Raw genomic sequence first — 24,483 nt, 5'->3', positions numbered from 1 at the left:
CGTTTTTCTATCTTACTCGTAATTTTTGCCCTCCTTTGGGGCTGTAAAGCATCCGAAGTTGAAGGCCCAGCAGGTCCTGCTGGCTTGGCCGGAGCGCCAGGTGCAACTGGTACCGATGGCCAAGATGGCCAAGACGGCCAAGACGGCCAAGATGGCCAAGATGTTCCCCGAACGGCATTCACGGGAACAGTTACTGATGGAACCAATCCTGTCGTCAATGCTTTTATACGTCTTCAGTTACTCAACTTCGACGGCGCTCTTGTTGGTACCCTCGCGAGCACCCAATCCAGTGACGCCGGAGCCTTCACCGTCACGCTTACTGATCTCGATGAAGGCAGTAGCTTTCTGATTTACCATGCCGAAACACCTTTCGGTGTACTTTCAGGCTACGTCACTGGGACAGAAACAGCGATCAGTCCAGCCAGCACAGCGGTCGCGACCATTATCAATCAAATTGTGAGCAGCGAAGGCGGTGCATTTGTAACGGATTTCACTTCAGCCGAAATTACAGAGCTGGTAACCGCGGCGAACAACGCTCTCTTGGCAGCAAATACCGACCAAACTGATCTTGCAGCAGTTTATCAGCAAGTCCTGATGGACGTTGGCGAGAGCGTAGCCGACGCTTCTCAAGGTATGTCCCTTGCCGCTGAAATCCCAACTCCAACGCCTGATGCTCCTGCCAACGTGCAAACAGATGCCAACTTCGACAATAATTTAGTATTGGAACTGAACAATGGTGCAGACTGGGATATTGAGAGAGATGGCCAAATCGACGACGGAACGGATGATGCTTATGACAGTATGTTCCGTCTTAATGTAGACAACGTCAGCATTCCTAGCTCTAGCAGCGCCGTACAAGGTCATATCGAAGACGACCGAGAGCTTGTTCTCGGTCCATACGGACTCACCGCTGGAACCTGTAACGACGGCATTGACAACGACGAGGACAACGTCGCTGACTCAGAGGATCCCGATTGCGAATCCGGACTCTATGAAGGCAACTCCACTGAGTTCATCGCGGTTGCAGCCAATTGTGACGACGAAATAGATAACGACGGTGATAACCTTACGGATGCCAACGACCCTGACTGCGCTAATGGCAATCAAGAGACGACCTTCGCACTGGTTGTTACTCGCAAAGTTCACATTGGTGCCACCGGCGGCTGGTGCAGATTTGTAGATTTTATGACCAATGTTAGCGACACGGACTCTACGCACACAGCTGCCATCAGTGGTAACCTTGGTTCCGATGGCTACGAAGTCTATGGCCCAACCAGCAACGGCGACAATGTTGTCGATGAGTTTGACAGCTGGCACACCAGCCTTGAAGTATATTCAGGCGGTGGTGACCCAGCATTGGGGTTTTCGTATCGTAATGCCGCAACAACCGTGGATGATGATGACTTAGAATTCATTTACCCTGCCATGACAATCCCGCCAGGTACAACCGTTGCTATTGCAACCTTTGGCTTTCAAGACCCCACACGGGGACCGATGGAAAACATCGCTGATACCTTGAACCAGCTTCAAGTCAGTGCGCCAAATGAGTACTTCGTTGGCCTCACTGCAGAAGAAATCAGCCAGCTGGTTAACGTTGATGGTTTTGTCGTAAGCGGTGCCGCTGGATCTGTTGCACCGGGAGCATTGGTAACCCTAACCAACTCCAACACCGGCGTCTCGCTTGCAACCAAAGCGAAGATCGACGGTAGCTACGCGGTGCTTTTTCAGGCCACCTCGGGTGACACAATTGAGGTTACGACCAACTACGGCCGTTCTGATAGTTTGGTTGTGGAGTAATTCAATGAAAAATCACATCAAAATTGGGATGATAATATCCACGTTCGCGATGGTGACTGCCTGTGGCTCTGACCCAGAGGGAATCACCGGGCCGCAGGGTGCAAATGGCGGCGCTGGGGCCAATGGGGCTAATGGAGAGCCTGGCGCAGACGGTTCAAACGGAAACCCTGGGACCGATTTTCCAATCACGGTCTTCAAGGGCTCCGTAGATAATGCAGGTATGGCTGGAAGTGGATTTTTAGTATCCATGACATCGGTTGCGCCAGACGGTAACCGAGGAGCAGTTTATTCGGCAAGCCTTACCGATGAAGCGGGCAATTTCTCTTTCAACCAAACGGCATTCAACGAGCCCATGAGCGCAATGCGCTACGAAGCTTATGGGCCCGGCAGAGTCTACACGGCATTGGTGGCATCCTTGGAACAATCCATTGGTCCAGCCACCTCAGCCGTAGAACAAATTATTAGCCAAATTGTTGGTTCTACCGGAGCACCTTTTTATGCAGACTATACCGCTGACGAAATAAACAGTGCGGTAACAGATGCAGAGACGGCTCTAGACCCATCGACAATCAACCTATTAGATGACGAAGCTGTCTACAGTGCTGTCTTGGCGAATGTTGGCGAAGCAATCGCAGACCTTTCTGGGGTAGACCCAGTGGTTCAAGTTGCAGCAGTTCCAGCCGTGGCAATTCCCGATGACGTCCAAGTTCCCTTTAATGAGACCAAGGACGACGTGGTAACGCTTACCAATGAGCTAGAATGGGATATCACGCCCTTTGGCTATATGAGCAGCGGTGCTTTTTCCAGTGCAGGTTTTCGTTTAAAAATTGTTGATGGTGCATCCTTTGACTGGAGCCGAAAACTCGGCAACGAAATTAGTATCGAAGACGACCGAGAAGTGGTTTTGGTTGCGAGCTTCAATAATACTCCTGGACTAGCAGTTACTCGAAAAATCTACATTCCTACTACCGGGAATTGGGGACGTTGGATTGAAACTTTTGAAAACACCAGTGAAGAAGCCATCAGCCTGAACATCATGGTTGAAAGTGACCTAGACTCAGGAGATGAAATCACTGGCCCAACAAGCTCTGGAGACAACGTGATGGACTCAGAGGATCGGTGGGTCACCATTGATGACGATGAGAACAACCAAGACGGCCGGGAATCGGTTGGTTGGTACTTTCCTGGAGCCGACAAAGCTGAACTCAATGGTGATGATTTAGAATTCACTTTCGCGTTAAACCTAGAAGCCGGTCAACGGGTATCGGTGGTGCATTGGCAATTCCGAGGCCCTTCCCTTGCCGACTTAAGTAACTGCGATGACGGTGTCGATAACGACGGCAATGGAGATGAAGACTCGGTCGATCCTGATTGCCTAGTGGACTCAAGTCTACCCTTTGATGCTGAGTCTAACCCGGTAGACAACAACGCAAATGAAGCTGGGCTTTCCTCCACGACTTCACAAGACCTTGCGCTTGTGATGTCCGGTATGGAGCTGCAGGGCATCCCGCTCGAATACTTGGAAGGCATGTCGGAGCAGGAAATCACCGAATCAAATTTTCAATTTATTGATAACCGAAACAATGTCTTCGGCGGCGCTGGTTCCGTTGCCCCTGGAGCTCAGGTGACCATCATGCACAGCAGCAACGGATACACGGCAACAACCATGGCAGCAACGGATGGCTCATTCCAAGCCACAATTCCAACCCAAAGCGGTGACGAGCTTCAGCTCACCACAGACCTTGGCCGGGATGATACACTTACCACCCCCTAGAACTTAGGACTCAAGAGGGATTAAGGTTGCTTAGTCCCTCTTGAACCAAGTTTGGCTTCCTGCGCCCCCTGCTCCTCTCACTTTCAAATCTAAGCGTAAAAGCGAGTCAAACCGAGACTCTTACGCGTACTTCTATCAAGTGATCCCGGAATCAAAACAACAAAATACAATAATTACGACAACTTAAAATCCAATGAACCCTTTTGCTTCGAATTGGCTCTAACGGATGTTAGTATCGCTTAACCTTGATTAAGATGGATCTTGTGATGACCGAAATAGATAATAATAAAGACACCCAAAACGATACGACCGAGCTACTCGAGAAGGCACGCGGTGGGGATAGCGAGGCCCTTGAGGCTCTGCTTCGGGCTGTGCAACCGCAGCTCTATCGATTCAGTCTAAAAATGTGCCGCCATGAAGAAGACGCTGAAGATGTGCTTCAAGACTCAATGCTAAGCTTGGCCCGCTCTTTTCGGGATTTTCGGGGCGCGTCGTCACTATCGACATGGCTCTACAGCATCACTCGCAGCTTCTGTATAAAAAAACGCCGAAAAAGTAAGTTCGCGCCAAAACATGAGGAATCTTTAGATTCCCTGGCTAGCAAAGATCAGGAAAATATCCAGTCACAATTACATGGCCCGGACAAACAGGCGGAGTCTGCCGAACTCTGGCGACAAATCAGAAATGGTATCGGTAAGATTGAACCGGCCTACCGTGAGATTCTCGTACTGCGAGATATCGAAGGTTTAAGCGCGAAAGAAGTTGCGGAAATCGTTGGGCTGACCGTACCGGCCGTGAAAAGTAGGCTGCACCGAGCTCGAAGCCAGTTACGCGAGCAACTCACCATGGCCGCTTACGAGCCTGGTCCTGGCTGTCCCAACATTCGCCAGGTTTTCTCTGAACACCTTGAAGGCGACTTATCCCCAGACATTTGCTCAAGTATGGAAGCACATGTCGCATCTTGCCCCACCTGCGCCACTGAATGCATCGGGCTTAAACAAGCACTCAATGCTTGCAGTACGGCCACCTTTGAAGTGCCAGAGGAAGTTCGCGTACGGATTCAAATTGCCCTTCGACAGATCATTCAAAAAAAGCCGAGTTCAGCTAATATTTCTTGAACCCTTTTAAGACAAACTGGCTCTCTCCAAATGAACAGTTCCTCATTCGAAAGGAACCAATGAACTTGGAGTTACCATGTTGCTAAAACAACTTTTCGATCAGGATACCTCTACTTACACCTATCTTCTCGCCGATGAGACAAGCCGAGAAGCTGTCATCATTGACCCAGTACGAAGCCAAATATCGAGGGATACAAGGCTGATAGATGAGCTCGGGCTCAACCTACTTTACATACTAGACACCCATGTCCATGCAGACCACATAACCGGCGCAGGCGAACTTCGTCGTTTAACGGGTGCCTTAAGCTGCCTGAGTGCAGAGATGAACGTCGAGTGCGTTGACCAAAAGCTGCAACACGGTGACCGACTCAAGCTTGGGGCGATTGAACTAGAAGTAAGAGCTACCCCTGGGCACACTCCGGGTTGCCTAACCTACGTTGCTACCAGCGACCAGCGTACGTTTGCCTTTACCGGTGATGCTTTGTTGATTCGCGGATGCGGACGAACCGATTTCCAAGGGGGTAACTCAAACGACCTATATGAATCGGTACACCGACAAATTTTTACTTTACCAGACGACACCCTCGTCTATCCCGGTCACGACTACAAAGGCCACACGTCTTCTTCAGTAAAAGAAGAAAAACAATTAAACCCAAGACTCAATTTAGGAATTAGAAAATCAGAGTTTAATCGTTTCATGACGGAACTGAAACTTGCTAACCCTGCCCTGATGGATATTGCCGTTCCAGCAAATTTGAATTGCGGACAACCTGCAAAACATCAATACGAAAACACCAGCCAAGGCGAAAACAGTGAATCAATGTCGTCGAAAGAATTCGATGGGCGGTTCATCGTAGATGTCCGTGAGCCCGACGAATTCAATGGTTCGCTAGGTCACTTACCCAATGCGGTCCTAACACCTTTGGGAGTGCTTAAATTGAAAGCAAGATCCTGGCCACGCGATGTTCCCATTTTGGTTGTGTGCCACAGCGGTCGTCGCTCGCAGAAAGCCTGTGTCCTTTTGAACAATATGGGATTTTGTGATGTATCCAATCTAGACGGTGGAATGACCGCATGGTCTGGCAAGGTGGAACTAGAAGCATGTTAAATTCCATTCTTTGGGCCGTTTTGGGTGGAGCCATTCTTGGCATATCTGCATCGTGGATGCTTCTGACGCTTGGGCGAGTAACTGGCGTAAGTGGCATCGTCGGGTCGCTTTTTAACGACTGGAGTTCAGAGTCTACATGGCGAGTATTTTTCCTCTTAGGCTTAGCCCTCGGGGGCATGTTGCTCGTTATTGTTTTACCAGAGAGCATACAACCACCATCCGGCAGATCTCCTATCCTGATTGCCCTGGCTGGCCTTCTCGTTGGTTACGGAACATTACGTGGAAATGGCTGCACAAGTGGCCACGGTATTTGCGGCATTACTCGCTTTTCACCACGCTCTTTGGTTGCCACGCTTTCATTTATGGCCACAGGTTTTCTTTCCGCAACTGCGGTGGGATTCATATTGGGAGATCTCTGATGAACAAGCAGGTTTGCAAGCTACTTTTATCCAGCATTCTACTTACCCTAGGTACGACCCTAGCCATTATCTAAGGAATACAGTCATGAAACTTTCGGCCGCATTTTTTGGGGGGGCTACTTTTCGCTCTCGGTCTTGGCATCTCCGGAATGACCGATGCTGATAAGGTTATCGGTTTTCTAGACCTTGGCGGAGAATGGGACGCCAGCTTAGCCTTTGTGATGCTTGGAGCTATTGGAGTTCACATCATTTTTTACCGTCTCATTATTAGACGGGAATCCCCGACTCTTGAGCAGCTGTTTAAGATCCCGGATCGCAGCGACATCAATTTTCGCCTCATCAGTGGTGCGGCCATCTTTGGAACAGGATGGGGTCTTGGAGGTTTCTGTCCTGCTCCAGCACTGGTTTCGATGGCGGCCCTACAACCTGAATCGTTGACCTTTAGCCTCTTTATGCTGGTTGGAATGGCCATCCATCAGTTGCAAACTAAGTTTGAGCAACGGTCACCTCCCGAAAAACATCTGCCATGCTAACTATTTTAATATTAATGCTCGTCGTAGGAGTAACACTTGGCTTACTTGGCGGAGGAGGTTCGATACTGGCTGTCCCGGTACTCGTTTATGCTGCTGGGCTTTCCGCCAAAGCAGCCATCGCAACCTCACTGGCCGTGGTTGGAACGACAGCTCTTTTTGCTCTTATTCCACACGCGCGGCGCGGGAACGTAAACTGGCAAGTAGGAGCTATTTTTTCTATCACGGCTATGACCGGCGCATATTTTGGTGGCATCGCCGCCAATTGGTTTTCTGGCAGGGTTCTCTTGCTTATCTTTGCGGGCATGATGCTGGTTGCATCACTTGCGATGCTTCGGGGCGCTACTAGACTTCAACCCAACTTACACCGACCGATTGCGTTTAAGTTGATTATTATTGAAGGCCTTGTGGTTGGAGTGGCAACCGGACTGGTGGGGGCCGGCGGAGGTTTTTTAATTGTGCCCGCCTTGGTCCTTCTTGCTTCTATGCCAATGCATACAGCAATTGGAACCTCCCTTATCGTCATTGCTCTTAAATCGTTTGCGGCCCTTGCTGGGCACATCACTCATGTCGACATTGATTTTCAACTGACACTTGCCATCACCGTGGCTGCCATTTGCGGCAGCTTCGTTGGAGCCCTCTTCGCCAATAAGGTTCCAGCTAAAACATTGCGAAAGACCTTTGCCGGATTCGTCATGGTTATGGCTGTCTACATCTTTTGGAAAGAAGCTGGCCCCTTACCGGCTTTAGGATTTGGTTTGGTAGCCTCGGTAGGAGTCGGCATATTGCTCTGGAGCAACTTGTCTACTACGCTCCAACCCCAGTAACCGCCCAAACAGAAACTTTGCAGTGTCCTAAGCTCTAAGTAACTATTGACCATTCTTCCTAACATGCCACCAGACTCAGATTCGACCAGCGAACAAGGCTGCGTCACACCGTTGACTATGGTAGGACCCAAGAATGGGCAGAACTGTTTTCACACTTACCACTTCACCACAGCGTATGGAGCATATGGCTACCGTTCTAGACTCCCTTCGCAACCAACATCAGACACCCGATGCTATCTATCTCAATTTACCTGAGCGCTACCGTGACCGTGCCCCTTACAATCTCCCAAAGTGGTTGACCGACGACACTCGGGTTACCCTATTGCGCCAGGAGCATGATCTAGGCCCCATCATGAAGCTCTTGCCAGTGCTTGAAGTTGAACAAGAACCCGACACGCTCCTGGTTACCGTTGATGATGATGTTGGGTATCCACCGAATCTGATTTCGGTCTTCCAAGCGGCAGCCCACACAAATCGAGAGGCTGCATTTGGTAGCCGTGGATTTAATTTTACAAACAAGGGGCAACACCTAGATCCAGTCCGCGGACACCTTGTGCCCTGTGACGTATTACAAGGCTACGGCGCCTGCGCTTACCGAAGGCGTCATTTTGACCTTGAACGACTGAATATGAGCATCACCACACAGCCTTACGACTTTCGTTTCAGTGATGATGTCTTGCTCTCGAATCACATCGCTTCCATCGGGGTTCCGCGCTTCACCATTCAATTGGACAGCGCCTTAAAACATATGCCTTGGGGAGACGATGACCCCCAGTCTTTGAAATTTGTCGGTGGCGGCACCCATCGGCGATATGAAGCGATGAGAAAATGGTTCATCAAAGAAAAGGCATGGTTTGCTCAGAGTGCCGACTCGCAGTCGGCCTAGGCTGTGAAGTCGCCCCAACAAGGGGTCGTCTCCCTCCACTGTGCCGTGTCCAACAAAACCGTACGATGACCCAACCAGCAGCCCCCCACATTTTGGCGCAGTAACATCCGCCACGATTTTGTCCCTTTTCCAAAATAATGGCTGATCACTCAACAAAGCGACCTAAATATTGGCGCAATAGACGGCTAAGTCCTTGATATTAGGATGATGAATTGTTGGCCCGGACCATGCATGACGCAGTGCTCAATCACATCCAAGCCAGTCACTGCGGTCTTGCAGTGATGCGCTAACCCCCTCTGCCTTATGGAACCGACTGATTTCTAGTCACCGTGGCAGACAACTCAGGAGACAAGAATTATGTTGTTATCACGACTCCGCACGGAGTGGTTCGGCAATATTCGCGGCGACCTTTTAGCTGGAATGGTCGTTGCCCTCGCATTAATCCCAGAAGCTATCGCCTTTTCAATTATCGCAGGTGTAGACCCTAAGGTTGGCTTGTATGCATCGTTCTGCATCGCCGCCGTCATCTCCATCGTAGGAGGCCGGCCTGGAATGATATCCGCCGCCACCGGAGCCATGGCACTTGTCATGGTAACCTTGGTTAAAGACCACGGCCTCGAATACCTACTCGCCACGACCATTTTGACAGGTGTACTGCAAATTCTTGCCGGCTTTCTCCGGCTCGGTTCTCTTCTTCGTTTTGTATCGCGCTCAGTCATGACCGGATTTGTGAATGCCCTCGCCATTTTAATTTTTATGGCGCAGCTACCAGAGTTTCATGGAGCGGGCTGGGAAATGTATGCCATGGTCGCAGTTGGACTGGGTATCATTTACCTCTTTCCCTATGTTTCAAAATCGATTCCATCACCACTTGTCGCCATCGTTGCCTTAACTGTCTTTAACATGGTCGTTGGGCTCGATATTCGAAGTGTCGGCGATATGGGCGAGCTACCCTCAACTCTACCGCTTTTCCTCATTCCTGATATCCCAGTCACATGGGATGCCTTTTGGATTATATTTCCCTACTCTCTCACGCTCACAGCCGTCGGGCTCCTGGAGTCATTAATGACTGCAGCTATCGTAGACGACATGACGGATACATCAAGCGCTAAAAACCGTGAGTGCGCTGGCCAAGGTGTGGCAAATATCGTTTCCGGTTTATTTGGCGGTATGGCGGGATGCGCAATGATTGGCCAGTCGGTGATCAATGTTAAATCCGGAGGTCGAGGGAGACTATCCACCCTTTTTGCCGGAGCTTTCCTGCTCTTTTTAATTTTGGTGTTGGGGGACTGGGTGAAGCAGATCCCGATGGCTGCTCTTGTGGCGGTTATGATTATGGTTTCGATTGGAACTTTTAATTGGGAGTCACTCAAAAACCTTAAAACTCACCCCAAAGAATCCAGCTTGGTCATGATTATGACCGTAAGCGTCGTGGTCTTTACCCATGATCTAGCGATGGGTGTCTTCATCGGCGTATTGATGAGTGTCTTGTTTTTTGCTCGAAAAGTCTCCCGGCTCTTAGAAATGGAATCATTTCTATCGGATGACAAAAACACACGCGTGTACGAAGTTTATGGTCAGGTGTTTTTCGCTTCGGCTGCTCAATTTGCCGCAGCTTTCGATTTTCGAGAATCAGTGGAGAACATTACCATTGACCTAACGAAGGCTCACTTTTGGGACTATTCCGCGGTGGGGGCCCTCGACAAGGTCGTCATTAAGTTTCGCAGCCAAGGAACTCGCGTAGATCTTCTTGGGCTCAATGAGGCCAGTGCAACCATCGTTGAACGGCTAGGAGTCTATCACAAGCCGGGTGCGCTTGAACTGGCACCCAACCACTAGATTTAAATTGGCGGCCTAGCAGAGCCCTTAACCGGCTAGGCAACGCCTACGCCTTTCGCGTATTTCTTACTTCGATTCAAATGTGCTAACGTCCTACCCTGCAATCGCCACGGGGAGTGAACGACTCTGAATCAATCCGATTATGAAATAACAAAAAAGAGTTGGTACCAAAAACCAGGCTACCGAATCGCGCTGCTTATCGGCGGGTTAACCACTCTTATGCTGACCCTTAAGCTCACAGGTCTTACGGATGATTTAAGCCTCGAAACCATTCGAAGCTACTTGTTAGAGTCTGGTCCATTTGGCGCAGTGGTCTACATTGCAGTCTTTGCGCTTTCCAATCTACTCTCGGTTCCAGGCGTTATCTTTATCGTGGCTGCAATGCTCGTCTACGGGAAATTAATGGGTACACTTTTAGCGATGACCGGCGCGCTCTGCAGCGTTGTACTCAGCTTTGCGGTCATTCGAAAAATAGGCGGTACCCCAGTTGGAGAGTTGAAAGCTAAATGGGCCAGAAAAATGCTACGCTACTTAGACGAATACCCGGTGAGAACGATTTGGCTGCTTAGGACCTTCCTACTTCTTAATCCGCATTTAAACTATATACTTGCTCTATCCCCGGTAAGGTTTCGCTCGTATTTTATAGGTTCCCTATTGGGTCTCATTCTGCCCATTGGGTTCTATGCTGCTGGACTGGAGTTTTTCTTTGGCGAGTATCTAAGGTAACTCAAAAGCCCCACTCTAAAGATGATGGGTCAGTATCGCTCTGTGGTTGGGGCGTATCTTAAGGTCAGCTCGGCTGTCATAAGAAAAAGAACGACGAGAACCAAGGGTTCATCCCTATAGTCTACTCTCCTGCTGCGAATTAATCCAAGACTGATTCCTAAATGCTTAGAGTCACTGACCTAATGGCTAGGTTCCATTCAGCAAAAAAAACTGAGACACGCGATAACCTAGAATGCTTGCCGGGGTGCCTATTCTCCTGCCCAAACTCGCCAAAAGGCGCCCGCATTGTCGTCCCATACTTGCCCACCAGATTCCTCAGGCGTAGCCGTTTGGAGCAAATCCAAGCGTCCATCTCCTGTAACATCCAAGGTGGCAAACCATCGCTCACCGGATGCCCAGCTCATAGCAAAGAAACCATCGGCTAAACCACTGCTCGGCACAGACCATCGATTTGGGGTCGATGAAAACCCCGAACCACTTTGAGGAAAAACCCGCCAAAACGCACCTTGAGAATCCGTAAACACATATCCACCATCTCGCGTTGGGTCTGCCGTCTGAATCAATTCAAGCTGGCCGTCCCCATCTATGTCTTGAGTGCTAAAAGAGCGGTTACCTTGAGTCCAATAGGGAGCAAAAAAGCCATCATCAAGCCCGCTTGAGGGCACTGACCACTGCGCGGGCTCAGTCGCAAAACGACTTCCTTGGTTCCAATAGACTTTCCAATATGCACCCTCTTCATTCGACCATGCATGACCGCCCTCCCTATTGATGTCTGCTGTATGAACTAAATCAACCAAGCCGTCCGAGTCTAAATCCAGAATCGAGAACCAACGCGTTCCATTGAAAGAACCTGTCGCGAAAAATCCATCACTTAAACCACTACCAGGCACGGACCACCGCGTAGGCTCCAAATCAAAACCATTTCCACCATTCCAATATACATTCCAATAGGCACCACCGCCATCAGACCAAACAAATCCATTGTCTCGGTCCGGATCAGCTGTATGTACCAAGTCAGGTAATGCGTCTCCGTTAAGATCGAGGGTCGTAAACCAACGGTTTCCGTATCCATAGGCAAGCGTAAAAAAACCATCGCTTAAGCCACTGGACGGGATTTGCCATCGAGTAAATGAATCCGTAAAGCCGTCCCCTTCATTATAGTAGACCTTCCAATAGCGACCTGCTTCATCAGTGAATGCAAATCCACCTGAAAGCTCTGTGTCAGCGGTTTGAATCAAATCAGGCTTTCCGTCGCCATTAAGGTCTCGGGTACTAAACCACCTTGTATCGTCACCCCAAAAAGTACCAAAAAAACCATCTTCATCGCCGCTTTGCGGAACAGACCACCGAGAAAACTCACCTGCAAAACCGCCGTCTTCTCCCCAGTAAACTTTCCAATAAGGCCCTTGAGCATCAGTCCAAACATAACCCCCGGAACGTGATGAATCAGCTGTATGAATTAGGTCGGATCTTCCATCTCCATTGAGGTCCATCAAAGAAAACCAGCGGGTATCTTGAGACCACCCAATCCAAAAAAATCCATCCTCTAATCCGCTACCAGGAACAGCCCAACGGGAGGAGTCTTCTGCAAATCCATTTGAAGGTTCGACCGTGGTAGAACCACTGTTTCCGTCAGAACCACCGTTTGAACCAGAACCATCGCTTCCGTTTGAGCCATTGCTTGAACCGGACCCATCACTGCCACTGGTGTCATCCCCATCGCCGGAAACATCACCATTATTATCGTTCTGCCCAGGCTCTTCTCCAGGTGCATTTTCTTCAACGGAAGGCGAGGAGCAACCCAACCCGCCAAAACAACCTACGATAAAACAAAGAACAATCAATCGATTCATTTTTATATCAACCCATACTTGTAAGTTCGAATAACGAAGCCCTGTGAAGCTACAAGGCAAACTCAACCGAGGGAACAATATAAATATCAGATTGGTTTCAATTACCAACAACATTCAAAGTGAGTCAGTCCCCAAATTTTTCTCTAATAGCCAATATCTCAACTTGGCATAAACACCCGCACATTGGTGTGGCCGCGCAGCTGTGTACGCTGCACATCGATATGGTCACTGGCTTCACGGCCGTCTCCCAATGCAATGGAAATATGACCATGGGGGCTTACGCCTGTTCTACCCCAGACCACCACACCGTCCGGCGTTAGCCCCTCTTTGCCTTGGAACTCCTTGACCGCACGCAATGTTCCTGGTCCGAAGTCTCCATCAACCGTTACACTGATACCTGCTTTCAAAAGCGCTTCCTGTAACGCACTCACATTGGCGCCTTGGTCACCCATTCCAATGGTCATTAAACCCTTAATGACCGCCTGGAGTGGAATACTAATCCGTTGGTTATTGTTGGGTGCCTGGCTTCTCACGGGATGTCTGGATAGTGCCTTCACCACTTTACCGAGGGCTGTCTCGCGACCGCTCTTCTCAGTCGTAAATGAATGGTCGCTTCCGTTTCGGTCGTAGTTATCCAAACCATCAAAAAGGCGGCTTGCTTCGCTGGCACCTGAAATTTTGCCATCACCGTTGAGATCCGCATGGCGCAGCTTACTTGAAACTGACCCTGAGATAGCAGCCTCACTGCTTGCAGCATCAACTCGTACACCTGCAGTTTTAAACTGCTCTACAAATGCTTCGCGATTCATTGTTTTCATCAAGTCCCCCGATATGTCTTCCTTTCTACCTACCCTGGGTAGGAGCTACGGGCTGACTTATTAAAGAAATAGAAAATAAGCCATTAATAACGGCCACTTAAGCATTCTAACACTAAATGCTTTCCTCCAAAATGGGCCAAAAAAAAGCACCGGGGGTGCCGGTGCTTTTAAGGTTAGAAGTATTCAAGTTGTTAGCTTACTGGAGCGCCTCCAGTGCAGCGTTTGCCGGCGTTAACGTTGCCCAACCCCAATTATATGGACCGGTGAGCGTTGCAGAATCCAGAGAAAGTACAGCTGGAGCGCTGCTGCTCTTCTTATGCCCGATATCAAGATGTAACTTGGTTTGGGTGGGGTACTGAGTGATGTTGAACTTGCGACGGTCATGAGTCGTATTATCAGTTAGATGTGTTTGGACCGACCAGCCTGGGTTGTAATATCGGTTGCTCAGAATTGGGCCCACACATTGCTCCCAGTCTGTTTGCCAAAATGTTTCATCAAGGCATGAAAACTTCTTGCTGTTACCGCTGTTGTAGATTGAAAAGCTGCTATCGCCATCAACTTCGACAACATAATTGTTAGTCCCCTGGCTTTTAATCCAATTGTAATAAGCTACGCCCGTCATGACTGAGTTAACACCAACTCTGCGTGGAGCTTGATAGTAAGGCGCGAGCGGTATTCCCCAAGAATTCCAGAAGTCGAAGTTATGGTCGAACCCAAAGGCATCGGTCAGTGTTTGATAATGACAACCTAATGCGTCTTCTGTGAAATCGGCCAAGCAGTAAAGCGTGCGTGCAGCGGCAGCGGCAATTTGTTCGTCGTCTGAAACATTTTCCAAGATATCATTCAATGTACCGGTATTCCAAAACTCATAGTTTTGAGAAACTCCAGCCCCAAGAGACATATAATCGTCAAGAATATAATTGAGCTTAGAGCGCTCAAAATCATAATTAAGGATTAGCTCACCGATATCATCTTGCATGACCATACGCATATTGACCTCAGCCATATCATCATAATCGATGCCAGTGGCCACGCCGTCGTGATATACGAGTTGGGAAATGTTGGTTACACTGTTGTACGGCTTGGCTGAATAATGCATTGCTGCAAGGTGCTTCTTGTTGACGCTCTCGACAACTTGTTCAAAGTTATCGAATAGGTCCCAAACATCGCTCAGGCTGGTAATAGCACCTGTATCGAAAAAGGGCCCTTCCGAGGTGATGTCGAAAGTGATGCTGAATGTTTGACCCGAAGTGGTAGTGGCCACAATAGAGTCTTCTGAGCTGTTGTAGCTAAAGCTTGCGTTTAAGCTATTGAGAAACCCTTGCGCGCTGGACGCAGAACCACCAGAGCCGCCAAGCTGATTGGCCGAAGCATTGAAATAGTTGTCGGCTGATTGAGCGATGGACACCTGGGTTTCAACGCTTGACGAACGAATGTGCATGACCACTCGCAAATAGGCGCCAAGTCTCACTTGGTCGATGTAGCCGATTCCACACTTTTGCAACCAAAGGTTGGTTCTATCGCTGTTACTAACCCCTGCCTCGACCACATCTTCAACGAGGTCTGTTCGAACCCGAGCATCGCCAGCACCGATATAGGTTGGCCCGAGAGCCTTCGCTGAGAAGATAAAATCAACAGAGTTTTGAGAGCTGGTAATACCGTGGAGAAGTTCTGATGATTCACTGTGACCACCGTCGAACTCGAGCCCTAGAATGTCTTTAATGTTAAATCCGAGGCTACCATTCATGTCGAGCGAGCGACGAAACTCAGCCTCGTGAACATAAGACGACTGCGAGGTAACGTAGCTGGCAAATGAGCTGTAGCTCCATGGCTGCTGAGAAGATTGTACGAATGGAAAAATTTGATTGCCATTGGCATTGTAACGGTCAACACACCGAGCAGAACCGCTGAGATAGGGTCCGACATTGAGCGGATTAAAGCCCCAGTTGATATCGGCTGCGTGCCCGTGAAGAGCTTTCATCGCATTGATATTATGCCAGGAGTGCTTATATTGTTTCTCTTTGTTCACGAGTGCCTCAGTCATTCCATTTTTGGTCTGAATACCGCCTTTTCCTCGGCGAGCATCACGCTGTGCGAGTGCGCTTGTTGTAAACATTAGAACACAAGCTCCAATAATTATTTTCTTAAGTGCCATAGAGTACTTCATAATTTTAGTTCCCAATCTGCAGGGGTTACGCAGATTCATAGTTGGTGGTTAAAGCCGCTTAGGCGGTCTTCATGGTTCCCGATACGGTATTCGCGATGCCAGAAGTCAGTCTGACATCACGTTTTAAATAAAACGCACTCAAGAAGGCTGGACAGATCGGGGCACCGTGGGAGATGCTCATCCACACCAACCCATTGTTTGATTAACTTAATCGATAAAATTGATAGGAACGCCCTGAATAAGGCACCGTCTATAGACTTAGAGGAAACCAATCAGATTGGTTAAGAAACACGGGCAAGAGACCACGGCTTACTTCTCAAAAAGCTTAACAGTTAACTATGACTGGGGGCACAACCCTTCGCTCACGACTTTGACAGCCGATCGCCAATCAGTCTGTCTAAACTAAAGCGCCCCGCTCCCGTCGCCATAAGCATAAGAGATACCGTAGCGTAGAGAAGACCCATCTCCATTTTTTTAAAGGGGTCATCCAGGTGCATCACAAATACAGCCACCAGCATCGTCTGAAGCAAGAAGAAGCCAGACACTCTTGTCATCAGACCCAAGGCTATCAGGATACCCCCAGCGTATTCCGAGAGCCCTGCGGCCCATGCAAAGAACGCCGGTGCAGGGAATCCCATTCCCTCCACTGCCCCAACAAATCCATCGGAAGGTGGCACCTTACCCTGGCCGTGTGCAAGCGCCATGGAGAGGCCAAAAACAAGGCGAGTCATCAAGAGTGACGCATCAGTCAGCAAATCACGCTGAGGTCCCGCACCGAGGATTTTGAGAAGAATTTTTGTCATGACATTGATGTAATGCCTTCAGGCCGATTTTTCAACCGGTACAAAGCCCTCATGCCACTAAGCTTGCTTTAAAAGTCTGCAAGATTCGCCTATCGCCTGCGACTTCTGGATTTAGCGCAGGTAACGGTATCGGGGCGATAAAGGAAACAGTACAAGTGATAAGAGCAGCCGCTATTTAAGCTAGCCCAAAACACCCATCACTTGGTCAGTAATATAAAGCCGGTCTTGTTCGTCTGATTTCCCAGGGCGAATCCCCTGGTGAAACATTTCCGTCAAATGGGCTGCCATATTTGGGCGTTGGGCATTCGCAAATTCCGTCATAGTCATCGAAATGGCCATTTTCGCATCATTGCGAATTTTCTTTTTCCGCTTCTTGTAGCCCCAAAATGATATTAGCTCGGCTTCGTCACCTTCTGAAGTGTGCCCATGTGACCATGCTTAACAACGCGCCGAAACACAAGAACTGGGAGAAACGGGTGAAAAGCCTTAAGGAGTTGCACTGGAGACATTCGGCGCGATGGACTGTGCGGGTGGGCTGCTCTCTTCAACCTCCCATTCGACCTCTACAACCGCCATTTTTTGACCTGGTGCCAACTCTTTTTGACGGCCAAGCGCCAACGCTTCGTCCTTAAATTGCTCATGACCGATTGCCAGGTAGTCCATAAGAGCCTCCACCACTTCTTTTCGGCGAGCCGGCATTGTACGGGCTCGCTTAGCCCGCCAAGCGCCCTGAATCGTTCGGGCGGCCGAATTTGCGCGTACAGAACGAGCAGCCGACTTCGCCAGATGTGCTGCTTTCATTCGCTTGTCTCGCTCTCTTACCTGCCAAGCGTGCTCAATGGTACGAGCGGCATGCTCTTCGTAAGCATGTACCGCCTCTTCGATATAGAGATAAAACTCTTGGAGCTTAATCACCCGTAGCAAGGTCTTCACCACCTCCGATACGCCAGCAATCCGCATCAAAGAACGACGGGCGGGAAGTTCGATATAGGTTACAACATGCGGCATGCGCCGACTTGACTGGGGGTCTCGACCCTCGCTCCACTCCAGCGACTTATTCAAGAGCGTCTGAAAATGGCTGCCAATAGAATGAAGGCGCATAAACGAATTCTGAATCTGGCGCGCCAAGGAAACCGGGTGACCACCCTTGGGAGCAAGTGCGTCAAGCTCAAATTTATAGCCCAGATGATAAGCCGCAATTGCCTCGTCTAGCTTCTTGGTGCCACTCGACCTCGACATAAAAAACGAAATGCCCTCCTTGCTCTTGCGAACCCACTCCTCCAGTGAGTCGATATTGCTCGGAACAAGGCAAGCGCGCTGAATACGTTCGAGAGTGGCCTGCTTCAAATCATTTAAAGAATCTTCTGTTATCGAATCAGAATGAGTGAACTCTGCAATTCTAAAAGTATTAGGTGCTTCCAACCAGCGCTCAGTCCACTCATGGAGGCTGTCTAAACTCGCCCATTCTCCGAGTATGATGGCCTTAATTTCACGCAAGATCTGAGAGCGCCCACTCAACGACGGCGTCTTAAGGTTACTCAGGAGAGGCCTGCATGCAGCGTTAAGTCGGTTGATATCGCGAATACGTGCTTGAATAATATCATCCAGTTCGCTCTGAATGCATTCTTCTTTTCCTAACCTAGGCTTGGCGCTGCGCGATGAGAGTCGGTCCATCACCGGCTGAAGATGCAGTAAGCGAGCAGCAGACTGACTCATAAATGAGTAATTGAGCGTCGTCGGGGCCGCTGAATAATTCTCCATTAAAGTATTTGGGCGAGCACTGGTTAACTCAGTCCTATTGCTGCGCTTCATCGACTCAAGGCCATCATGATTAAGCTGCTGAAGAGTCTGTAGGGTTTCTGCCATAAAGCCTTCTTGAAATGCTGCATGCTCTGCCGGAATGTTTGGCTTGGGAATTGGCGGCACAAATGTCCCGAGGTATGGCGTATCACCCGGAGCCGGCGTCCTCTCACGTGCTACTTTCGGTTGCAAAGCGCGCAGCAACTTCGCCTCAGTGAGCCCATCATCAAACGGGTTTTCACGCCGGTTAAAGAAACTCCAAGCCGCTCTGCCCAAGGCATTCGCGACGGACTTCAAAATATCAGCACCATGCAATGCATCGTAAGCAAGTTCCGCGAAGGCAGTCGAAGTTGGGTCGGCTGCCCTCTGACACAACTCGAAAACTTCTCCCTTATGCTGAGCTTCGAAAGCCTCCCAAAATGCAGGGCGGTCCAAACAGGCATTATACAACATTTTAAGATAGGAAAAGGTGTCGAACCCAACAATCTCAAAGGCCGAAGATACCGCTGTTACTTGAAGACTCTCTCTAAAATAAACCGAAAAAGCTGGAACTATAGGAATCGATTGAGAAGCCGCAAACGATAAGTTGTTCCTATTTAATCCTCGGTATACCTGCGGCACCCACGCAGACTTCCACTCAACCCTCGTACCATTGCTACCCAGTGTTACTTTCTTGGATTCGAAATAACGCGTGTAAACATTTTTACTCTTTGTAAGAATATTGAACTCAATCCCAGCTTCCTTAATGGCCTCAGCAATCGACTCCTTCGCGCTCGTATACTTACTTGCCAAATCTGTACCGACTTGAGTGACTGTCTCGGCCTGGGCAAGGGCCCCATGAATCGTTGCGCGAAGTGATTCAACTGCGTCGTCTCCTATAGGAACCGCGCTAGAACGCGCTCGTTCTTGCAGCGAGTCCAAGGTCTCATTAGCCTGGGTCGAAGCGTTGGATACAGAATCCTCTGCCTTCGTAGCTTTTTCTGCCAAAGAGTCGACCTGCTCAATGGTTGTTTTAGCCATTGTGTGGAGCCGTTCCAGAGTGGATGGCTCGCCCTGCGCTGCCAACACATCAAGACGAAACCTTATGATTCGCTCAAGCTTTTCTATCTCCGCTGGTCGCTCAGGTTTCGTCTGTGGCCCCACTCCCAAGGAAGGTCTCTGAAAAGAAGCAACCATCTTCGGAGGTGACTCAATGCGATGCGTGTAGCCTGCTCCGGGAAGCACATCCAATGCATAGCCTATCTTTCGACGCGCCTCATAACTACCGGGCCGTATACTGGCCAACCCACGGTTCGTAGTTGTTGAGTTCGATAACTCAACGTCACCAATCTTTGCCGTATTGCTTTCGTGTTCTTCAACCTCAAGGTACCGGTGCTCAGGCGTGCTGCCCTCATGTTTATATACATGGTATGTTGAAAAACCGAGGTAAGCTGGTGGTTCCGCTGCGGCTGCCTCCTCACCTGGTTCGCTGGTTGACTCCTTTTTCGGAGCCTTCACATACTTATAGTCGACCGAGTCTTCTTCCACCGTTCCTATTTTGACATTATTCGAGGACACGGAAAAAGTAGCAGAAGCCTTAGATCCGACAACCTTTTCACGCTCAAAACTACCTGCACTAACACCGACCTCTCCCGCAAACCGGCCTGATGTAAGCTTGAAAGATAAATTCCTAGCAGGGATTGCACGGTTACGGATGCTCTCTTTTAACCACGAATGGCTGCTTGGGTCGTTGCCAAGCACCTTGAGCTGATTTTGAAGCCATTCCTTATTGATAGCCTCAAACCCTGTTGCCGTAAGCTTAACGGAATTTAAGAAAGCAATTCTTTCAGCGATGGCAAACGACCAGTGCGATGCCCAATGGTCTTCATGTAAGTAACTTTTGGCACCACGATAATCGAAAAGGTTGAGTGAGCATTTCGCCGAGGACTCGACAAGCAGATCTGGTATGGGCAGTGTTTCCCCAATGGGAACCTGGTTAAGCTGAATACTGGCTTCTGCTTTTGCGGTCAGGAAGACTGAAACATGAAAAGTAAAGCTGATCTCTCGACTGTCGGTGACAGCCATGGTGCCACCAATGCCCAACGCTGCCCCTACTTCGGCGCTTAAATTTGCGAATCCGAAATCATATCCAGCGCGCACCCCAGCCTCAATCATGAGGAAGACCTTAAGCTTACCCATTGCGTCTGGACCTGAATTCCCACCGCAGAGCATGCCAGCAATGCCTTTTAATTTTGCCCGCACATCATCGCCCGTACGAATAGTCAGCACAACCGTTTTGGTATCTCTGTATTCCTTCCATAGTCTTTCACTATTTTGCAGCGACAGAGAAACTGTATCCAAGCGTTCCTGGATAAAGAGCCTAACCTGGTTACGCTCACTTAACGCTATTTCGTGATTAACCCTCTGGTTGGTGAGTTGCTTCAGCTTTGCTCGATGATTCGCTTTAATCGTTCCATGACCTGCTATTTGCCAGTGATTCCTAGCTCTTGCCTGGTTGAGTTTTCCCAGCAGAGCTTCGCCTTTGGCTATTGCAGCTTCGGTCGTTACCCTGAGAGACCGTTCGGGAGAGTTCATAGGCGTGGGGCTTGATTTTAAGCCAGGCGGAATACGGTTGGTTCCCACGAGCAGGCTGTGTGTCGTCTCAAACTGAATCTGGTCGTATAGTAACGTCTCATAGCTAGAGCGCTTAGCAAGGTGTGATGACTTACTCTCATCAAATTGTGATTTAACGTCAGTGAAAGCCTCGGAAGCCTGGTCTCGAAGCTCTTGAGTTGAGGCATTCACTTTATCAAAGGCGTGAATACCCGTAAGCTGCTCAAGTGCATTGAGTTCGAATTCCTCCCTCAGGAGTTGATTGGCTAGGAGGTTTAATTGAGTCCATCCAGTAAGTGACTCCCAACCTTCCCGTAAACTGATGACCAATCCATCAAGCTCGTCTGGCTCGAACGCAGGGTTGAATTCCTTAACCACTTCAATTGCAATTTTGATACGACGGTCTTGCTCCGCAGCCCGTAAGAGTTTCGTCTCTTCAATACCGCCAGAAAAGGCCACTTCCAGAGATTTAATTCTTTCACGTTTAAGAAAATTCTGCTCGGCATCAATCTGGTCTTGTATCTTCTTAAGTAACTGGCGCTCGTGCTTTTGTTCTTGCCGCAACTCTGCGCCGAGTCGTTTTGCCAGAGCCGCGCAGCGGTCACGTTCCTCCTTAAGTGATTTTCTTCTTTCAAGTTGGACCCTGAATTTTTCGAGTTCATCGAGGTCCTCTTGATGTTTTTTGCGCGAAGTCAGCCCTACTTTACCATCACGCCCTTCGAGTTCACCCGTTAAAACCATCAGTAGATCAATCAAGTCGAACATGGGTGTGTGCGCGACACGAATCCACTTTCGGACCCGTAAATCACCAAAGCAATCCTGGTGAGTGCTCAGAAGTTTATTGATCTCGTTCTTTGTCGTTGTTTTCTCACTAAGTAGATCAAGCTGTAAAATTAGGGAGTAAACAGCACCGGGATCAGCGGGGGCCTCCAGTAACCTTAGAGCGTCGGCGAGTACTTTTGAGGATGTATGCCGAGAGCGGAATGTGCGCCCGAGCCAGTTACGGTTAGAACGATAGTAGCTATATGCAGGGCCGTCCGTATGGAACAATGTCCCAGTTCGGTCCGCTTCGATCAGAGCGAGGGCTTGCCGCTTTGCTTCACGTTTATCAATTCCTACGTTCTGAACTTTTTTAGCCTTGGCCATTAATGGAGCGATTTCGTCCAGTAAAAGCCGTGCGTTTTCGTGAGTAGCGGTGATCCGCGCTTTTGCTAGGGGAATCGCCTTCAGAAGCCCCGAAGTGGAATGATGGTTGTCTCGCTCAAAGAAACTGTAGGGATAGAGGTCTTTAATAACTCGGTTTTGTTGAAAAAATTCGTAGAACCTTGATTTCAGGTTTCCAAACTCTTCTGTGCCATCGATTTTTATACTGTTGGTTGTGGCCAGCTCTATCGCTTGTTCGATAGCACGACATTTATCAGGAATATTGGCGACCGCTGGACGGGTCTCGGCTGATTCACGTGAAGGCATGAGAGAGTATCCATAAATACCGCCGGATTTTCAAAGAGAAAATTATAATTTAACTGGCCGGTGAATACCAAAAATCCCGCACCTACCCGAAGCCGTACTTTTCATCGTTTTATGGGCGAAATCTTATCGGTATCCTCAACTTAAGCATCTATTCATTCCCCACTTCTTTCAGCGAAAATTCCAACTGAACTTGCACTTGTCCTTTGGAAATAGGTTTGCCCGGAAAACGAAATCTTCTCAGTGCACTCAACAGACATCCAGACAAATATTCCCCTACCCTATTTTCCGAGATAAGCGCCTCAGTGACTCGGCCGCGTTCATTAAAAGTGATGAGAATACCAACTTTACCCTGGCCCTCAGGATGTTCTCTCAGGCTAAAAGCATAACACCGACGAAGGCTCTCTTGGCGGCGACGAAGTTCCTTGTGAACAATCGCTACCTCAAGTGGTCCTTGTAGAACTTGAATGTCGCTGAACCCAATGGGAGCGGTTTCTGGAAGCGGTGGTGGTGCTGGTGGCGGTGGTCCGGTACGTTCGGCTCGCTGGGAGGGGTGTGATAAAGCGCTGTCTAGGAGCCTACCGTCCCCAAAAATTTCATCGAGCGTTGGGTGTTCTTCTTTTTTGGAACAGCCACCGAACAAAAAGACGACAACGGCGAGGCCTAACATTTTCTTCAAAACCATTCCCCTCCCACGCCTGAATAAAAAAATTAGAGAATGGTTCAGATCCACATTCCCCAGAACTCGACCTTCAATCACCGAGACTCATTTCCCGAGACCACTCTCAATCATTTTTCGGTATGTGCCCGCAAGTTCTTCACGAGAAGCATCCATGACCCAAGAAACAGCAAAGCCTGGTAACCAGCTAACATCAGCAAACACCGTTACATTCAAACGGCAATAAGCAGAATCTTGGGTGGGCTGAAAGCGTACCATTGTATAACTGGGACTCTCACCCTTCCCAATCACCAACGAACCTACACTCCAAGCGGGCTCTCCGGTGAAGCTCCACCGCATGGTTGTGGTCGAGCTGATACCCATTGCCCCCTCGGTATACCGCACCACCAGTGCATTGGGCTTACGTTTCAAAACCGCTACTTCCTTAACCTTATCGATACGCTCAGGGTATTTTTCAATATCAGACACGACACGATACGCATCGGCACAGCCTGCCTTAACAACAAACGACCCAACCAGCCCTGGCAGTCCAGCTATGCCAACAGGATCTTGCACGGTCGAGGAAATCGACTCGACGGTGCCCGGGGTCTTCACTTCTTCAGCAAGTGCTGCCGTAGCGTCTGCTCTGCCCTCTTCTGGGCTGAGCGACATAAGTGTAAAAATAATGACCGCGTTTCGAGAATTGGTAAACATAGATGCCTCACCTCCGATTCGGCATAAAAACTTCCGGAAATTCAGAAAGCTCAGACCAACCCAAATATAGGTTGGTATCCATACTGAGAGAATAAACGGCGGATAAGTAAGGATATCTAAAAGCGTTACTTCTGCCAGGAACTTCTCGCCGAATTGCCCTAGAACTAAAATCAAAATAACAAGGGCGATAGGCCCTATACTCAATTGACGTAAACGAACTGTCGCCATCTTCTTTTGCTTCATCAGGACTCCTAATCGGCCAACTCTTGCCTCCAAGTTTGCCGAAACTCTGGCATCAGGTCAAAAGAGTCAGGCGCCACCCGTCGCCCCAACCAGATTAGATTTCGAAAGACTAAAAGAGAGCGATGGCAAGAACGACTTGTACCGAGCAGAGGCGGTGTCACCTTCCACGCAACCTTAAGTCATATAATGTTGATTGGCCTAGAGTGCCGAGGCATGCCCACATCCCAAGACACTGATTTTATTGGTATCCCCATGTAAATCTGTAAAAAATCCATCTGTGCATGATGACATAAATCATCGTGGCTCATAGGTGATGAGCCGATAAGGCTAAAACGACTAACGCT

At 49.2% G+C, this 24,483-nt stretch carries 18 protein-coding genes; 10 read left to right on the top strand and 8 right to left on the bottom strand.

Translation table 11 applies throughout. The annotated features are described in order from the left end of the window. The 10 genes from HOK28_10385 to HOK28_10340 form a co-directional block, all read left to right on the top strand. Window positions 1-1,797 (top strand): hypothetical protein (locus HOK28_10385; protein ID MBT6433490.1); only part of this gene is annotated, 1,797 nt, incomplete at its 5' end. Between the two features lie 4 nt (window positions 1,798-1,801). Continuing rightward, window positions 1,802-3,571 (top strand): hypothetical protein, encoded by a 1,770-nt coding sequence (locus HOK28_10380; GenBank protein ID MBT6433489.1) that lies wholly within the window; start codon window positions 1,802-1,804, stop codon window positions 3,569-3,571. A 266-nt stretch (window positions 3,572-3,837) separates the two neighbouring features. Continuing rightward, window positions 3,838-4,689 carry a sigma-70 family RNA polymerase sigma factor gene (locus HOK28_10375; GenBank protein ID MBT6433488.1) on the top strand — a complete coding sequence of 284 codons (852 nt, stop codon included), beginning with the start codon at window positions 3,838-3,840 and terminating at the stop codon, window positions 4,687-4,689. Between the two features lie 76 nt (window positions 4,690-4,765). Beyond that, complete coding sequence (locus tag HOK28_10370; protein ID MBT6433487.1) at window positions 4,766-5,797, top strand: MBL fold metallo-hydrolase; 1,032 nt, start codon at window positions 4,766-4,768, stop codon at window positions 5,795-5,797. After that, a complete protein-coding gene (locus tag HOK28_10365) occupies window positions 5,764-6,216 on the top strand; it encodes a YeeE/YedE family protein (protein ID MBT6433486.1) in 453 nt (150 codons plus the stop codon). Before HOK28_10370 ends, HOK28_10365 begins: the two co-directional genes overlap by 34 nt. Window positions 6,217-6,365: 149 nt before the next feature. Further along, entirely contained in the window at window positions 6,366-6,749 is a 384-nt protein-coding gene (locus HOK28_10360) for a YeeE/YedE family protein (protein ID MBT6433485.1), read from the top strand. Next, window positions 6,743-7,573, top strand: a complete 831-nt coding sequence (locus HOK28_10355) for a sulfite exporter TauE/SafE family protein (GenBank protein MBT6433484.1) — start codon at window positions 6,743-6,745, stop codon at window positions 7,571-7,573. The genes HOK28_10360 and HOK28_10355 overlap by 7 nt, the downstream gene beginning before the upstream one ends. Window positions 7,574-7,706: 133 nt before the next feature. After that, a complete protein-coding gene (locus tag HOK28_10350) occupies window positions 7,707-8,459 on the top strand; it encodes a hypothetical protein (GenBank protein ID MBT6433483.1) in 753 nt (250 codons plus the stop codon). Window positions 8,460-8,819: 360 nt separating this feature from the next. Then, window positions 8,820-10,298, top strand: coding sequence for a SulP family inorganic anion transporter (locus HOK28_10345; GenBank protein ID MBT6433482.1), 1,479 nt, complete (start codon window positions 8,820-8,822; stop codon window positions 10,296-10,298). 219 nt (window positions 10,299-10,517) lie between these two features. Continuing rightward, window positions 10,518-11,024 (top strand): VTT domain-containing protein, encoded by a 507-nt coding sequence (locus HOK28_10340; protein ID MBT6433481.1) that lies wholly within the window; start codon window positions 10,518-10,520, stop codon window positions 11,022-11,024. Between the two features lie 248 nt (window positions 11,025-11,272). Here HOK28_10340 and HOK28_10335 read toward each other — a convergent pair whose 3' ends face one another. The 8 genes from HOK28_10335 to HOK28_10300 all read right to left on the bottom strand — a co-directional run bounded on the left by HOK28_10335 (window position 11,273) and on the right by HOK28_10300 (window position 24,139). Then, the gene (locus HOK28_10335) at window positions 11,273-12,877 is read right to left on the bottom strand and encodes a hypothetical protein (GenBank protein ID MBT6433480.1); all 1,605 of its coding nucleotides are present in this window, start codon (window positions 12,875-12,877) and stop codon (window positions 11,273-11,275) included. A 158-nt stretch (window positions 12,878-13,035) separates the two neighbouring features. Then, entirely contained in the window at window positions 13,036-13,686 is a 651-nt protein-coding gene (locus HOK28_10330; GenBank protein MBT6433479.1) for a peptidoglycan-binding protein, read from the bottom strand. A 205-nt stretch (window positions 13,687-13,891) separates the two neighbouring features. Further along, window positions 13,892-15,862 carry a hypothetical protein gene (locus HOK28_10325; GenBank protein ID MBT6433478.1) on the bottom strand — a complete coding sequence of 657 codons (1,971 nt, stop codon included), beginning with the start codon at window positions 15,860-15,862 and terminating at the stop codon, window positions 13,892-13,894. Between the two features lie 362 nt (window positions 15,863-16,224). Further along, window positions 16,225-16,665 (bottom strand): DoxX family protein, encoded by a 441-nt coding sequence (locus HOK28_10320; GenBank protein MBT6433477.1) that lies wholly within the window; start codon window positions 16,663-16,665, stop codon window positions 16,225-16,227. A 180-nt stretch (window positions 16,666-16,845) separates the two neighbouring features. After that, a complete protein-coding gene (locus tag HOK28_10315; GenBank protein ID MBT6433476.1) occupies window positions 16,846-17,004 on the bottom strand; it encodes a hypothetical protein in 159 nt (52 codons plus the stop codon). Window positions 17,005-17,151: 147 nt separating this feature from the next. Continuing rightward, complete coding sequence (locus HOK28_10310; protein ID MBT6433475.1) at window positions 17,152-22,527, bottom strand: hypothetical protein; 5,376 nt, start codon at window positions 22,525-22,527, stop codon at window positions 17,152-17,154. A 148-nt stretch (window positions 22,528-22,675) separates the two neighbouring features. Further along, entirely contained in the window at window positions 22,676-23,203 is a 528-nt protein-coding gene (locus tag HOK28_10305) for an AgmX/PglI C-terminal domain-containing protein (protein MBT6433474.1), read from the bottom strand. A gap of 87 nt (window positions 23,204-23,290) precedes the next feature. Next, entirely contained in the window at window positions 23,291-24,139 is an 849-nt protein-coding gene (locus HOK28_10300; protein MBT6433473.1) for a hypothetical protein, read from the bottom strand. Between the last annotated feature and the right edge of the window lie 344 nt (window positions 24,140-24,483).

Source organism: Deltaproteobacteria bacterium (assembly GCA_018668695.1).
In the GTDB taxonomy this organism is placed as follows: Bacteria; Myxococcota; XYA12-FULL-58-9; order XYA12-FULL-58-9; family JABJBS01; genus JABJBS01.
The sequence above is the reverse complement of the archived record's forward strand: the minus strand, read 5'-3'. Positions and strand labels throughout refer to the sequence as shown.